The 15,088-nt window shown below is 62.8% G+C and carries 11 protein-coding genes; 3 read left to right on the forward strand and 8 right to left on the reverse strand.

The window, feature by feature from the left end; all coding sequences use genetic code 11:
- Nucleotides 1–10 precede the first annotated feature (10 nt).
- Nucleotides 11–1,132: a phosphotransferase enzyme family protein gene (locus tag JIN81_RS02180; protein ID WP_200275863.1), complete on the reverse strand. Its 1,122-nt coding sequence runs from the start codon at nt 1,130–1,132 to the stop codon at nt 11–13.
- A gap of 212 nt (nt 1,133–1,344) precedes the next feature.
- On the opposite strand from JIN81_RS02180, the gene JIN81_RS02185 reads away from it, so the two are divergent.
- The 3 genes from JIN81_RS02185 (at nt 1,345) to JIN81_RS02195 (ending at nt 4,802) form a co-directional block, all read left to right on the forward strand.
- Nucleotides 1,345–1,956 carry a helix-turn-helix transcriptional regulator gene (locus JIN81_RS02185; RefSeq protein WP_200275865.1) on the forward strand — a complete coding sequence of 204 codons (612 nt, stop codon included), beginning with the start codon at nt 1,345–1,347 and terminating at the stop codon, nt 1,954–1,956.
- Between the two features lie 77 nt (nt 1,957–2,033).
- Nucleotides 2,034–4,286, forward strand: a complete 2,253-nt coding sequence (locus JIN81_RS02190) for a DUF6600 domain-containing protein (protein ID WP_200275867.1) — start codon at nt 2,034–2,036, stop codon at nt 4,284–4,286.
- 54 nt (nt 4,287–4,340) lie between these two features.
- Entirely contained in the window at nt 4,341–4,802 is a 462-nt protein-coding gene (locus JIN81_RS02195; protein ID WP_200275869.1) for a peroxiredoxin, read from the forward strand.
- 16 nt (nt 4,803–4,818) lie between these two features.
- Here JIN81_RS02195 and JIN81_RS02200 read toward each other — a convergent pair whose 3' ends face one another.
- The 7 genes from JIN81_RS02200 to JIN81_RS02230 all read right to left on the reverse strand — a co-directional run bounded on the left by JIN81_RS02200 (nt 4,819) and on the right by JIN81_RS02230 (nt 15,061).
- Nucleotides 4,819–5,523: an esterase/lipase family protein gene (locus JIN81_RS02200; RefSeq protein ID WP_200275871.1), complete on the reverse strand. Its 705-nt coding sequence runs from the start codon at nt 5,521–5,523 to the stop codon at nt 4,819–4,821.
- A gap of 11 nt (nt 5,524–5,534) precedes the next feature.
- Complete coding sequence (locus JIN81_RS02205) at nt 5,535–5,885, reverse strand: histidine triad nucleotide-binding protein (protein WP_200275873.1); 351 nt, start codon at nt 5,883–5,885, stop codon at nt 5,535–5,537.
- 81 nt (nt 5,886–5,966) lie between these two features.
- Complete coding sequence (locus JIN81_RS02210) at nt 5,967–8,195, reverse strand: glycosyl hydrolase (protein WP_200275875.1); 2,229 nt, start codon at nt 8,193–8,195, stop codon at nt 5,967–5,969.
- A gap of 134 nt (nt 8,196–8,329) precedes the next feature.
- Complete coding sequence (locus tag JIN81_RS02215; RefSeq protein ID WP_200275877.1) at nt 8,330–8,626, reverse strand: hypothetical protein; 297 nt, start codon at nt 8,624–8,626, stop codon at nt 8,330–8,332.
- A gap of 79 nt (nt 8,627–8,705) precedes the next feature.
- The gene (locus JIN81_RS02220) at nt 8,706–12,527 is read right to left on the reverse strand and encodes a PHP domain-containing protein (RefSeq protein WP_200275879.1); all 3,822 of its coding nucleotides are present in this window, start codon (nt 12,525–12,527) and stop codon (nt 8,706–8,708) included.
- A 204-nt stretch (nt 12,528–12,731) separates the two neighbouring features.
- Nucleotides 12,732–14,279 (reverse strand): Y-family DNA polymerase, encoded by a 1,548-nt coding sequence (locus JIN81_RS19235; RefSeq protein ID WP_200275881.1) that lies wholly within the window; start codon nt 14,277–14,279, stop codon nt 12,732–12,734.
- Nucleotides 14,280–14,341: 62 nt separating this feature from the next.
- Nucleotides 14,342–15,061 (reverse strand): hypothetical protein, encoded by a 720-nt coding sequence (locus JIN81_RS02230; RefSeq protein WP_200275883.1) that lies wholly within the window; start codon nt 15,059–15,061, stop codon nt 14,342–14,344.
- Between the last annotated feature and the right edge of the window lie 27 nt (nt 15,062–15,088).

Genomic DNA, 15,088 nt, shown 5'->3' on the forward strand with positions numbered 1-15,088 from the left:
GGAGCGCGCTTCAGACCACTGCCGATTCGACGCGCCCTGCGATGGTTTGCACCAGGTCTTCCATTTCAGGAAGCCTCTTCTCGATGGCCTTGACCAGAGCGAACTGGCTGCGGCAGCGGTCGAGGTTGTGGTTCGGGCGCTTGATCTTGAAGTAGACGTCCCCTTCGAGGAAGTCGGTGAGGAAGCGCATGCCACACTCGAGGGTGAGCAGCTTGCCGGAGAAGGCGAGGTGATCGATCTCGCACTGGTTGAGGAAGCTGGATGCGGAACTCAGGTAGCCCTTGAGCAGGGCTTCGAGGCGGTCGGTGCGCAGGTCGATCTTGCGCAGGTCGACTTCATCTTCGCGGGTGGTCGGGCAGGCGGTACGGATCATGTCACCGAAGTCGTAGAGCACCGAACCGGGCATGGTGGTGTCGAGGTCGATCACGCAGACGCCTTCCGAGGTGACATCGTCGAGGAGGACGTTGTTGAGCTTGGTGTCGTTGTGAGTGACCCGCTCAGGAACCGCGCCGCTTTCGATCAGGTCGGTGACCTTGTGGCAGTCGCCGGAGCGGGAGAGGGCGAACTCAATGAGGTCCGCGGCGGCCTCACGACGATCCGGGTCGGCCGCCACGATGGCTTTCTCGAGGTTCTCCAATCGAGTCGGAGTGTGGTGGAAGTTGGGGATGGTTTCGTTCAGGCGCTCACCACCGAGGTCGGCCGTGAGCTTCTGGAATTCACCGAAGGCCTTGGCGGCTTCCTGCGCCTGCATCAGAGACTCAATCTCGTCATAGCCGCGTGCGCGCTCGATGAATGGGTAGGTGCGCCAGCAGTTGCCATCGGCATCGAATGCCCAGGCGGAGCCGTCCACGGATGGGATGCAGGTCAGGGTCCGGCGATAGGCTTCCGGATGATTCGCTTCGAGAAGGCGGCTGAGGGCATGTTGGGTGACCCGTTCCACATTTTTCATCAGAGCGACGGGGTCCTTGAAGACGTTGTGGTTGATCCGCTGGTGGATGAACCGAACCCGCTTGCCAGAGAGATCATACCACGCGCAGTAGGTGTCGTTGATGTGGCCGGATCCGTAGGGGTGGGCGTGAACGAAATCGGCCCTCATGTCGAAGAGGGAGGCGATGGCGCGCAGGTCGTGCATGCCGGATGGTGACGGAACAATGCGCATCATTGCACGCATAAAGTGACTTTGGCGGCATTTTCTCGCAAAACACCATGGGGCATGAGGTTTTGAGCGCGTTCGGGAGGGCTGAATTCGCTAATTGGATTGATTCCGGGGCGACACGCAATGAGCCTGCGCTTGTGTTCGTACGGGGATTCCGAGATTTGGTCAAAAAGCAGTGGGTTCGCATTGTGGACGAGCTGAAGTGCTCAGGAGGTTTGCCGGTTCCGGAGTTGAAGAGGCGGCTCGGCGGCAGCTACATGGGGATCAAGGATCAGTGTGAGGCGTTGAAGAAATTGGGCTATGTGGAGACCTGGCGCATGCCGCGGGTTGGGATCGGTCGGCCGGAAATCATGTATCGTCTGACGCCGAAGGCGGACTGCCTGTTTCCGGATGCCGGTGGGGATCTCTCGTTGAGGATGCTGGAGACGGCGAAGCAGTTGTTCGGCGATACGGCTCCGGAACGGATGCTGATGCTCCATTTTCAAACCCTTCGGGATGAGTGGCGTCCGCGGATTTCGAAGGCGAAGTCGCTGGTCGAGAAGGCGACCCTGTTGTCCGCGTTGCGGGAGAAGGTCGGGTGTTTTGGCCGTTGCAAGTATGACCCGGAGGAGGGCTTCAGGATCGAGGAATTCCACCATCCGCTGATGCCGATCTTCGAGGCCTACCCGAATGCCATCCAGTTCGAGGTGCGGATGATGGAAGAGCTGCTGAGCACCAAGGTGGTGCGACGCGAGATCCCTGGCGGTCGTGGGGGTCCGGCGCGGGTTGACTACGAAGTGGCGACTCTCGGCGTGCGGTAGGGAGCCGCCCTTCGGGCAGAAAGGTTGAATAAGGAGGGGCGGCGGCGAGTCTGAGGATAGATTCCTCGGATTTTCCCATGATGCGCTTCCCCTTTTTCCTGCTTGCTCCTTCGCTGCTGATCTTTTCCGCGTGCAAGCGCGAGGCGGATCCGGACCCGGCGGTCGAAGCGCTGAGGGAGACGAGGCGGGAGCTTCAGGTGATGAAGCGTGACTTGGAGCGTGCTCAGGATGAGATCGAGGCCGAACGCAAGCGGCTGGAGGATGAGAAGGCGGCGGTGAGGGAGCGATTGGCGTCCGTGAGCGAAAGCCAGATGCAGACCTATGAGGGGCAGCTGGCCCGGGAGGAGGATCTGGATCTGCGTTCCGATGAGTCTGAGGTGCGGGAAGAGGTGTTGAAGCAGTGGGAGGAGACGCTTTTCGAGAGAGAGAGGGAGGTGGCGGGGCAAGAGGCTCTGGTGGATTGGATTCCAGAGGAGCCTGTGGAATTCGAGGAGCCTGTGGCGGACTATGGGTTGTTCTACGACGAGCTGAGCGACTACGGAAGTTGGTATGAGAGCGCGGATTACGGGTATGTGTATCAGCCCTTGATTGTGGTTCAGGACAACTCGTGGCGCCCCTACACCTGCGGTCGCTGGGTATGCACGAGCCAGGGGTGGTGCTGGGTATCGGACGAGCCTTTCGGGTGGGCATGTTATCACTACGGGAGATGGTGTGAGATCCCACGGCGGGGATGGTGCTGGGTTCCCGGGAAAAAGTGGGCGCCATCGTGGTGTGCGTGGCGGGAGGGGAACGGCCACGTCGGATGGGCGCCGCTGCCGCCCGAGAGCATGGCGGGACGGGGAAGGGCCTGGGGGCGTGGCGCGGATCGTGAACTGTGCATTCCGGATGAGGCCTTCTGTTTCGTCGAGTCCCGGCACATGGCCGACAGCGCGTGGAAGCACTGCCTGCCCCGAGGAAGAAATGCTTATTTGAGAGCCCGGACGAAGTGCTGCACCAACCTCCATCATCGAGGTGGGCGCATCATCTCGGGAGGGCCGAAGTGGTGTCTGCTTCGCGAGGCCGTGGGAAGACCGTGGCCGATCAATGAGCTCGCGTTCGATCCCGTTGGCGGCCTGCGCAGTGAGCGTGCCCGACATGGTTTTTCGGAGGGACGGACCTGGAATGTTTTCAATCCGAGTGTGGATGTTCCTTGGAATCTCCGGCTGGGCCCGGATCGGGTGGCTGGCCGCATCGAAGAGATTCCGAGTCCGTTGGAAACACGGTCGGAATCGTGGCTGGCCCGGTACCGGGATGATCGGCGTCATGAGTCCCAGCAGGCCGATGTCTGGCAGGGTCGAGACAGCTCGGAGCTGGAGGCCAACCGCAAGGCGGTGGCGACGGCCCAGTTGGCCTACCGTGACCGGATGGCTGGACTGAAGGAATCCTTGTCAAAACGACCGCGGACGCCCGTCGCGCCGCGTGCCTCCGCTCCGGTTGTGGTGGATCGTCGGCAGGAGCCGACGAGGCCCCGGGCGAATGTGCCGCCTGCGCTGGGTGAACTCCTGCCGCCCGGCGTGGTGGCGCTTCCGGAGGAGGGACGGAGTGCAGAAGAATCCATCGTGGCCCGTGCTGAGCCTCTGGGCACCGGTCGCCGGTCGGTTCCAGTGGTCGGACAGGTGGATGAGCGCGCCCCTGAGCCTACTGCCAGCCGGGGCCGGGAGGGTCGAGGTGAAGTGCCCACAGGTCCGGTTGCCACCATCGGGCGTCCCCTTCCCGAACCTCAGCCCCGGCCGCGGCCGGTCCCGGGAAGCTCGGCTCCGATGGATGGGGTTGCCGAAGCTGAGAGCGTGAGTCCTCCAGTGGCACCGCCGGTGGCGGCGGGGAATGGACGGTCCGCGAATGGTCAAGCCGCCGTGAATCCGCGTCAGGCCCAGCTGAAGGAAGCGATGGTCCGTCAGCAGCAAGCCATGCAGGCGGCCTGGGCTGCGCAAGCGCAGAGAGCCGCCCAGCAGCAGACGACGACCAACCGCCGCATGCAGCAGACTCAGAACCAGACACGGGCGGGGATCGTGAGCCCATCCACACCGCTACCGCGAGTCACCCCAACGACCCGGGCCAACCCGAGTTCCGGTCGAAATCAGAGCCGTCCACCATCGACCGCGGGGAACCGGGTGAATCCGCCGCAGGCCGCTCGTCCGGTGAGTCCTGCACCACGGGCAGTTCCCTCATCAGGGAACTCACGTGCACGTGCCACGACGACAAGCCCGGCGCAGCGGGGGCGTGGTAGTACGGTATCTCCCGTATCCCCGATGTCACCGACCACGCGTTATTCCCGCAATCGGGCGAGGTGAACCTCGACGAGGAGTGGCTTGGCAAGGTGGGCTTCCTGCTTCAGCGTTGGTTTCATGAGACCCCAAGTAGGTGACAAGGCACCTGATTTTACGGCTGAGGTGGTGGGCGCTGAAACCGGTGAAGTCAGCTTGGCTGGCTTGAAGGGCAAGCGCGTGGTCCTGGTGTTCTATCCGAAGGATGCGACGCCGGGGTGTACTACTCAGGCGTGTGCGCTGCGGGACGGATGGGACGAGCTGAGAAACAAGGCTGAGATTTTCGGTGTGAGCGTGGATGATGCGAAGAGCCACGCCCGCTTCATCGAGAAGCAGCAGTTGCCTTACCCGCTCCTCGCCGATCCGGAGAAGAAGATGGTTGATGCCTACGGCGTCTGGGTTGAAAAATCGATGTATGGCCGGACCTTCATGGGCACCGAGCGGACGACCTTCGTGATCGATGCCGAGGGGCGGGTCGAGACGGTGCTCGCCAAGGTCAGGCCGAAGGAACACTTCGACAAGTTACTCGCCGCGCTGTCCTGAAGGCCGGACGAGAGATTCACCGCCGGTGAGGTGGACCCATCACGGTCCGCGTCTTGATCGGTGGAGCCACCCGGGGAAACTCGAAGCGGGTGAATAGGTCGGCTCTGACCTGATCCGAGTCACTCATCAGGGCATGGAGCGGGCAGCGGACCACCACGTTCTCCGCCCGGTCCCATTCGGCATTCCGACTCGGCACAATGACGAGGTCCATGGGGGTGCGATAGGTAACCACCGGAAGGTCCCCCAGAACATCCTCGGTCTGAGCGAGCTTGCGAAGAAACGGGCTGTCCGGACGCATCTGGCGCGTGCCCTCTCCGGGGTGGAGGAATGCGGTGCGGGTTCCTTGATGGGGTGAGGAAATGGTGACGAGGGCCTGACACCTTGAGGCTCCTTCGAGACTCTGAAGGTAGGCCCGGCTGACGATGCCACCCATGCTGAAACCAATCATGAGGAACTCCTGATCGGGGCCGAAGGCGTCATCGATTTCCGACTTCAATTGCTCGGCGAGGGGCATGAGCCCGTTGTGGGCGGTGGCCGGTCGCAGGCTGGGGACGAGGCATTCGACGCCACTAGCCTCGAGCTGCTTGCGCAGATCGGTGAAGGTATACTTCCCACTCTCCCAGATCCCATGCACGAGGACGGCATGGGTGACGTGCGGGCGCGCCTCCTGAGCGAGGGCAGGTCGGAGCAGAAGGGTGAGAACGAGAAGGAAACGGATCATGGAAATGAGGGTCAACCCGGAGGCCATTCGAGGGGGCGTCCCGCGAGGATGTGAACGTGAAGGTGGGGCACGGCTTCTCCGCCATCGGGACCGTTGTTGATGACCAGGCGGAATCCGCTTTCATCGAAACCCTGCTGGCGGGCGACCTGCGCCGCGGTAAGAAGCAGGTGTCCGAGGACGTTCCGATCTTCAGGTGAAGCCTCGGCAACGCGTACGATCGGTTTGCGCGGAACGACCAGATAATGGACGGGAGCCTGGGGCGAGATGTCCTTGAAGCACACGCAGAGGTCGTCCTCGTGGAGGATCTCTGCGGGGATCTCTTTGTCGCAGATCTTCTGAAACAGTGTCTTTTCGTCCTCCATTGAATTGCACGGAAGTTGACACGGGCCTGTTGGTTAGGCAAGTGGGGGATCTACGAACAGACTGGCTCCGGGAGAGATCGGCTAACGGACGAGCGTGAGTTGTGCCGGCGCGGCTTGGAAGGTCTTGCCGTCGGAGCACCGGATCTCAATGGGCTCGGAGCCGAAGTTGTAGGCCGCGTAGGTCTTGCGGCCGTCCTTGATGAAGACATTCAGGTAGGGGTGGTCCGACATCACGGAGGCATCGAGTGTGCCCAGCTCATTGAGGGTATGGATCCAGTGGGACATGAATGCATGGGTGTTTCCGCCCTCGAGTTTGCAGTCCGGATGGTCGCGAAGGTGGTCGGCGGCCATCTTCGGGTCGCTCAGTGCGTTGAACATGACGACGAGATCCCCCCAGCCGGTATTGTAGTCATCGCGTCCGGGCCGTTTCTCGACGATGCGGTCATGGTTCCTCTTCACGTAGTCCGGGTGGCGTCCCATGTAGATGGATGCCGGGGTGAATGGGAGCCAGTTGATGCCGTGGATGCAGTCGATGTCTCCGGAGAACCAGGTGGCGAATGCTCCCTTGCCGCCCCAGACCATGCCGAGAGCGACTTGCGGGAATGATTCAGGGAAGGTGGTGTCCGACACGTCGAACCAGTATTCCTCCACGGCGGTGCGTTCGATGTTGTAGAGCGAAAGCCCGAGGTCGCGGATGGTGTCGTTGCCAGTGACTTCCCCCCAGAGGGTGAGCCCATACCAGGCGTTCATCGATTCGGAGGATGACTCCTGGTTGTTTCCATCCGCGAAGTCCGCGTGCCCCGAAGCCCAGGAGTGTCCGGCATAGGGGTCGAAGCAGCGGATGTAGGGAAACATGGGGTCGTTCCGGTCGGGGGAGGCGATGTCGCGGATCAGGAGTTCCACCATGGGGCCCCACTTCCGGGCCCATGCAGGATCCCTCCGGGCGACCTCGGCGGCAGCCCGGATGAAGTATCCATAGTGGAAGTGGTGGTCGTTGAGTTGTTCGTCGCTGCCGTAGGACGGCTTGTTTCCGATCAGGGTGCCCCAACGGGAGTTGTAGTAGAAGAGGGGTGATTCTTCGCCGACGCCGGCGGTGAACCAGTTTTCCAGCCGGAGCTTGATCTCATCCATGTAGGCGGTCTCGATCTCCTCTTCACCCATGGCTTCGGCAATGCCGCCCAGGGTCGCGAGTTTGCCGAGGTGCTTGCCTTCCCAGTAGGTGTCGCTGAAGGAGGGGCTGGTGGTCGGCTTGACTTGCACGAGGTAGGCGAGCATCTGCTCCCGGTCGGGGATGCCTTCCTTCGGGAAATGCGGGAGCACCCCCTGGATGGGAATGCGGGTGGTGAATGACTCGCCACGACCGAGTTTCATCGGGCCCCGGACGGATCGGTATCCGGAGTCGGTGACGGGAGTCTCCGTGTATTTCCACTGATGCGGGTAGAGCGCGAAGAAGGTGTCGGATCCCTTGCCTTCCATGGGCTCGATCACGAAACGGAAGTTGGATTCGACGTGCCCCTTCCGGATGCGGTGGTCGACGCGGGTGCTCACCACGTGGTGGTGGGCGACTTCCCGAAAGGCAGCGAGGGTTGCGGGTTGCTTGTCGGGAAGAAGGGCGACCGAAAAGTAATCGGACTTCGAGTGGTTGGTCAGTGTGGTGGGATCACTGAATTTCCATTGCGATTGGGTGGGGCCGAAGAGGGCGTAGTGGTTTCCTCGGATGGTCACACCGAGCACGGCCTCGCCTTCCTCGCCGGACCATACCTGGGGTTTGTCGGTGAATTTCACCGTGGGTGAGCCGCCCTGCTGACGACCGTAGATGAACGGACTGCCGTGGCCGAAGCTGGTGGTGAGGCTGGCGTCTCCCTGTTCGAAGTGAGCGGTGATGAACCAATCCGAGCTGGCGGCCAGTTTGGCATCAGGAAACGCCTCGCCCTTCGAGTGTCCGATGATGAAGTCGCCCGTAGGGGTCACGCCTCCGCCCATGATGGCGGTTTCCGCGCCCACGATGCCTGCGCCTGGGTAGGTGACGGCGAGGCCTTGCTCATGGCAGACCATGGCCAGTGGGTGAGGGAAGAGGTTCTGGGAAAATGGTTTCCAGACCAACGAACTCCACCATTGGTTGGTCGGGGTGGGGCCCTTCAGTGACTCTACCTTGTGGATCCGGGTCGGAAGCGGCTTGCAGGAGGACGGGCGCTCGTCGGTATAGCTGCCAGCTCCAACGCTGACCTCCTTGGCTGAAGCCAGAAGTGAGAGGAGGAGGGTGGTGGACCCGGTCAACCGGAGGATCTTGTTCAGGGAATGAAATTTCATGGGGGAGAGAGCTGAATGGAAGCCGATGAGGCAAGGTCGACCGCAATCGATGCCCGCCGCGGACGCTGGCAGTGATCCCAGCAGGGGGGAACCCTCTATATGGGTTTCCTTGGTGCGGTGGAGTGGGGAATGGCTCAGTCTGATCCCAGCTTGGTAATCCTGGCTGAGCGCTGGCATTCCGGGCAATGGAAGACCCTCCAGCTGTTTCCGTCTGGATCGTGAAGGTCGGGCCGTCGTTGAAGCTTGTTCATCCCGCAGTTCGGCCGGGATGGGCGTGCCATCGTGGCCCGCCAAATCAACCACCCCATGACGAAGAGTCCGAGGCCACCGCCGACCCAAGCGGATACGGAGTGGAAGGCTTCGGATTCGATGACATGAGCAATGCCCGCATAGATCAGACCGATCATGATCGCTGCCAGCGCCACCATCATGGTGTGCCTGTGGAATCCAGGGTGCGAGTTGATGAGCTGGTATATGGAGGGGGGAATTCTGGCAAGCGAAGGCCGGCGGTCAGTGGAAGTCGTGGGAGGGGGCTGGGGTGGTATGGTCGCTGCCGGGAAGGGGTTCGATGTGGGTGATGTAGACGGTGGGCTGGTTGCCTTCGGAGATCTGCAGCCGGCCATGACAGAGGAGGAAGGGCTCGGTGGTGATGGTGAGCTTGTGCTGCTGGAAGGTGTCGCGGGGGACGAAGAGGTTGGCGATGCCGGTTTCGTCTTCGAGGGAGATGAAGCAGTGGCCTTTGGCGGTGGACGGGCGCTGGCGGCAGATGACCATGCCGGCGACGCTGATCGGGGTGCCGTGGCGAAGGTGGTGGAGGTCGGTGGCCGCCTTCGGCGGAGTGGAAAGTAAAAAGTGGGAAGTAGAAAGTGATGATTGGTGGTGATTGGCGCCGGGGGTGGGGGGCTCGGGTTGGAGAGGGGCTTGGGGGCTGGGGCTGGCTTCCTCTTTCGCCGACGCTACGGCGGACAGGGATGCTCGTGGTCCGGTGGGTGCGGGGTGGGGAATTGCTTGGGTTATGGGGCGAGCTGAAGCTCGCGGTCCGGTGGGTGCGGGGTGGGGAGCGGCTTGGAAAGCCGCGCTCCATGATTTTCGCCAGAGGGCCATCGGATGGGGGCCGGTGGTGGATCCGGTGAGGGTGAGGTCGGTGGCGAGGCGTTCTGAATCGGACATGGGGGGGAGGGGGCCGCCTACGGCGGAGTGATGAGTGGAAAGTGGAAAGTGAGAAGTGGAGGAAGGTGTCGCTTTGCGACGGGGGGAGGGGCGCTCGGGTTCCGGGGTGCGACTGGAGTCGTGCGGTCCAATCGGCTCGGGTTGTGAAGCGGGTTGGAAACCCGCGCTCCATAGGTCGTCGTGGAGGGGGAGTTCGGATTGCCAGAGGGCGTGGCGGCGGTGCTCGATTTCGGGAAGGGGATTGAGGGCACCGGAGGCGGCGAGGAGGCGGCGTTCCTTGTCGTTGGGCTGGACGCGGCGGAGGAAGTCGGGGAGGGATTCGAAGGGGGCTTCGTTTCGCTCGTGGACGATGCGCTGGGCGGTGGATTTTTTGAGGCCTTTGAGGCGGTGGAGGCCGAGGCGGAGGTAAGACGGGGGCTGTGGAGTTTTTTCACCGCCAAGACGCGAAGGACGCAAAGTTTTTTGAGGTTGTTTTTCTGGGCTTTTGATTTCCGGGTCCTCGACGGTGGTTTGGTAACTACTATGAACGACGGAGATGGGTCGGGTGCGGACGCGGTGGCGTTTGGCGTCTTCGAGCAGGGTGTTGACGGAGTAGAAGCCCATCGGTTGGTTGTTGATGAGGCCGCAATAGAATTCGGCGGGGTGGTGGACCTTCAACCAGCAGGACAGGTAGGCGATGAGGGCGAAGGAGATGGCGTGGGATTCGGGGAAACCGTAGAGGGCGAAGGAGCCGATGGACTGGATGACCTTCTGCTGGGTGGGCGCGGGGATGTTTTTTGCGGTCATGCGCTGTTGGAGTTTGTGGGCGACTTTCTCCATTTTTTCATCGGCGCGCTTGAAGGCCATGGCGCGACGGAGTTCATCGGCCTCGGCGCCGGTGAAGTCGGCGAGGGTCATGGCCATGCGCAGGACCTGCTCCTGGAAGAGGGGGACGCCGAGGGTGCGCTCGAGAATGGGGGCGAGATCGGGATGGATGAGGTCGACGGGTTCGCGACCGTTGCGCCGGTTGAGGTAAGGGTGAACAAGGTCGCCGACGATGGGGCCGGGTCGGATGATGGCGACTTCGATGGCGAGGTCATAGAAGGTCTGGGGGCGCATGATGGGCAGGGTGGCCATCTGGGCGCGGGACTCGACCTGGAAGGTGCCGATGGTGTCGGCGCGGCAAAGCATGTCGAAGACGGCGGGGTCGTTCTTGGGGATGGTGGCGGGGTCGATGGGGTGGCCGCGTTTCTCGCAGAGGTACAGGGCGTCCTCGATGGCGGCGAGCATGCCGAGGCCGAGCAGGTCGACTTTGACGATGCCGAGGTCCTCACAGTCGTCCTTGTCCCACTGGACGATGGTGCGTCCGGGCATGGTGGCGGGTTGGAGTGGGACGATGTGGTCGAGTCCGCGGTCGCAGATGATCATGCCGCCGGAGTGCTGGCCGAGGTGGCGTGGCATGGTGAGGACGGACTGGTAGAGGTGCAGGAGGGCGGGGAGGCGTGGATGGGTTCCGGGGATGCCGGCTTTGATGAAGACGTTGGTGAGGGCCTGCTGCGCAGGAGTGCTGAGTGTTGGGTAAAAAGTAGAAAGTGGAAAAGGAGTCGGTTTAGGCGCTGCCGGTATCGCTTGGCCTCTGACGCCTGACCCTTTTGCTTGGGTTGGGGGCTGGGGTTGCGTTCCTTCGCCGGGGCTTCGGCGGGTTGGTGGGGGGGGAGCCGGAGCAGGATGCTCCGGCGACGGACTGGAGCGGGACGCTCCAGCCACGGGGCCACCGCGGGAGAGTTCGGAGAAGCGGTCGGCGATGGCGGGAGGGAAACCGAGGACCTTGGACATTTCGCGGAAGGCGGAGCGGGGGCGGTAGGTGATGACGTTGGCGGTCATGGCGGCACCGCGTGGGCCGTATTTTTCGAAAACGTGCTGGATGACGAGTTCGCGTCGGTCGCCGGAGGGGAAGTCGATGTCGATGTCCGGCCAGGAGCGTCGGTTCTCGGAAAGGAAGCGCTCGAAGAGGAGGCCGCCGCCGACGGGGTCGACATTGGTGATGCCGAGGGCGTAGCAGACGGCGGAGTTGGCGGCGGATCCGCGGCCTTGGCAGAAGATGCCGTGGGCTTTGGCGAATTCCATGATCTCGTGGACGATGAGGAAGTAGCCGGGGAAGCCGAGTTTGTGGATCAGGTGGAATTCGTGTTCGAGCTGGGTTTTGACTTTTCTACTAATGCTGCCGTAGCGGCGGTGGGCGCCGGCGTAGGTGAGGCGCCGGAGGCGGGTGGTCTGCTCTCCGAGGGTGAGGGGGAATCCGTCGGGGGCATGGGCATCGGGGAAGCGGTAGCCGAGGTTCTCGAGGGTGAATTCCAGCCGGTCGGTGACGCGCTGGACATTGGTGAGGGCCTCGGGGAGGTCGGCAAAGAGGTCGCGCATTTGCCGGGGGGACTTCAGGTGACGTTCGCCATTGGGGGCGAGCAGGGCGCCGGCCTGATCAAGGGTGGTGTGGTGGCGAAGGCAGGTGAAGGCGTCGCAAAGCAGGCGGTCGGCCTTGGTGGCGTGGAGGGGGGAGTTGGTGGCGAGAAGGGGGAGCTTCAGATGGTGGGCGAGCTCGATGAGCAATCGGTTGATGCGGGCATCGTCCCGCAGGTGATGACGGGTGAGCTGGATGTAGAGGTTGTCGTGACCGAAGCGCTCGATGAGGAGGCGTGTGAAGTCCTCGGCTTCCTGTCTTTTTCCCTGGAGGAGAAGTCGGGAGAGGTGGAAGTCGCGGTCGCCGGTGAGGGCGATCACTCCGTGATCGAATTTCCAATTTTCAATGTTCCAATGATCAATGAGGAGTGTCGCTTTGTGAGGGGGAGAGAGAGCAGGAGCGAGACGCTCCTTACACGGACTGGAGCGAGACGCTCCAGCCACGGTGGTGAGGTGCTGGCAGAGGTGGGCGTAGCCGGTGCGGGTGGTGGCGAGGGAGCTGACGAGTGGGGTGCCTTCATGGGATTCCAAGGTGGTGCCGACGAGGGCGCGGATGCCATGCTGACGAGCGGCGGCATGGGCGCGTGGGCTGCCTTGGAAACCGAGATGATCGCAGAGGGCGATGGCTGGATAGCCAAGTTCGGCCGCTCGGGCGACGAGGGTTTCAGGTTGGCTGGCTCCGCGCAGGAAGGAGAAGGCGGAACGTGCATGGAGTTCGGAGAACAAGGGAGATTTGGAATTTGAACTGCGGAGGGCGTGGGGATTGCGGGAGCGAAGTGGGGGAGAGGGAACTGCGAAAAGGGCGCTAAATTTGCTGGGGTTGTGTGCTGGGGTTGTGAAGCGGCTTGGAAAGCCGCGCTCCTGATTTGACTGGCATCGCTTGGGCCGGGAGCCTTGGCCTCTGCCCCTGATGGAGTGCCTTGGTTTTTCTCACGAATAGCGGCCTTGGAGCTGCCAGGTTTTCGGTGGGTGGTGGGCGAGGCGAAGCAGGTGGCCGGAATCGAGTTGGAGGTCCCATTCCAGGTGCTGCCATTGCTTGTCGGGATTCCACCATTCGCCGGAGAGTGGAAACGGGCCGTGGAGGTGGGCGATCTGTCCTCGGTGAGGACCGGTCAGCAGGGCCAGGGGGTGTGGGTGGCGTCCCCGTTTCTCACTGGCGACGGCGACCTCTGGAGGAGGGCGGAAGCGCTGGAGCGGTAGACTGAAGTGGTCTGTGGAAAAGTGAGCGGGAGGGGGACTGGGACGTTGGAAGAGGGACTGGGGTGGTGTGAGGTCGAAGCTGTCCGGTCGGTGCGTGAAATGGGGGCGGGGGAAGCCGATGTGATCTTCGCCGAGAAGGGCGGCGAGGCGTACGAGTGTGTCGGCAAGCCGGTGAGGTTGGCGGACGCCACGCTCGAAGAGATCGTGCTGGCCGCTGGGGGGCTCACAGGGGGTGAGGCTGATTTCCAGGCCGGTGACGGGGGCCCCGAGGGTGAGCTGCTCAAGATGGGTGGCGAGGGGGCGAAGAAGGACTTCGAGCGTGTTGCTGGGTTCAGGAAGCCGTACCCGGTAATGGTGTTCGGGGGGCTTCTCGAGAATCAGTTTCAAATGAACTTCAGAAATGAAGCGATAGTTTGAATTGGCGCGGGAAACTAAAGTTTGAAGGATTCTCTTTGCTTTGAATATCAGTGATTCACAGTTCTCCAACGAATGTTCCAAGTGGATGCATGAAACAAAAGATTCCAAGGGTTTGAAGGTGTGAAGCAGTCGTTGTTGGTCTTGGAGGAGGAGGGCGTGGAGTTGGTGGATGGAGGGGCCGAGTCGTTCGCTGAGTTCCTTTCGTGGGAGGCGGGCGAGGTCGCCGAGGTGACGGATGCCCCAGGGCTCGAACAGTTCGATGGTGGCTGTGGGGATCTGGAGTGATGGCAGCTGCTGGATGAGTTGGAGAGGGAGGAGGTCGAGTTGATCGAGAAGGGGAAGCTCGGGGTGTCGGGGGGCTTTCCAGCGGAACTCGGGGCCGCGGTAGATGAGGGCGTGGCTGGTGGCTGGGGAGAGGGCGAAGAGGTGGGCGAGATCGGGAGTGGGGGCGGTGGCGAATTGGGCGGGGAGGCCGAGTGGGGGGAGTCGCGTGCGGGAGAGGGATTCGGTGGCTTGGGTGGAGGTCCGATGGAGGTCGAGGATGAGGGTGTCGGGGGTGGTGAGTTCGAAGTCGGGAGTCAGGGATTCGGTGAGGGTGAGGAGGTCGCGGAAGGCTTGGATTTCGGCCTCCGGGTCACGGGCGATGAGGGCGAGGTCGGGGCAGCGGGCAAGGGCTCGGGTGATGGAGAGTCCGGAGCGGACACCTTGGGCGGTGGCGCGTCGGTTCGGGTGGAGGATGTGGGGGGCTTGGTGCTGGTTTCGGGGTGATGAAACGGTGGCGCAGGGGGTCAGGCGGTTCTGCGGTTGGTGGCGCAGGATCGCTTCAAGGGGGAGGGCGGGAAGGTGGAGGGCGAGGAACAAGGATTTCGGATTTCGGATTGGGGATTTCGGATTGGGGATTGGGGATTGGGGGGATTGGGGGATTATCCGGCGATGCGGGTTTTGGTGGTGAGGCGGGTGGTCCGGGCGGTGATGGATTTCTGGAGTTCGGAACGGGGCAGGAGGAGGTCGGCGAGGGTGAGGTGGTGGGACAGGGTGAGTCGCAAGGCGGTGCCGGGGATGAAGGGGGTGGGGGTGAGTGCGAGCAGGGTGGTTTGGGTGGACTCGGCCAACTGGCGGAGTCGGTGCCAGGAGGAGCGGGGGATGCGCTGGAGTTCGCGCGGGGGCAGGGAGGAGAGGTCGAGAAGGACGAGGGGGAGGTTGCCGTCGCGCAGCAGGAGGTCGGCGGACTTCAGGGCCAGCTGGGTCTCGTGGCATCGGAGCCAGAGGATTTTCTGGCAGTCCTCGGTGCTTAAGGATCCGGGGTCGAACTGGTCGCGTGCGTCGATCAGCGCGAGTGGGAGTCCTGGGTGGGGGGCGTTGTCTTCCTCGGAGGCGAGAAGGGTGCTGACCAGCAGGGAGATTCCGCAGGTCGGGTGCTCCGGTGAGATTTCGGTGATGGCGCCGGAGGGGAATCCGGTGTCACGGGAGCACCAGGTGTGGAGAGGAAGGTGGGCCGGGTGGTCCCGGGGAGCTTCGGGTGGAAGGTCCCGAGGGTGGGGTGGAGGCCGGCGTTCCTGTGTGGAGGCGGGGGTGTTGCGATGAGCGGCGGGGAATTTCTCCCGGAGCTGTTTTCGCAGGTTGATGACCGTTTCGCTTGGCATGAGGTGCGACGGGCATCTTGGCGGGGG

It is taken from the genome of Haloferula rosea, from assembly GCF_016595525.1.
In the GTDB taxonomy this organism is placed as follows: domain Bacteria; phylum Verrucomicrobiota; class Verrucomicrobiia; order Verrucomicrobiales; family Akkermansiaceae; genus Haloferula; species Haloferula rosea.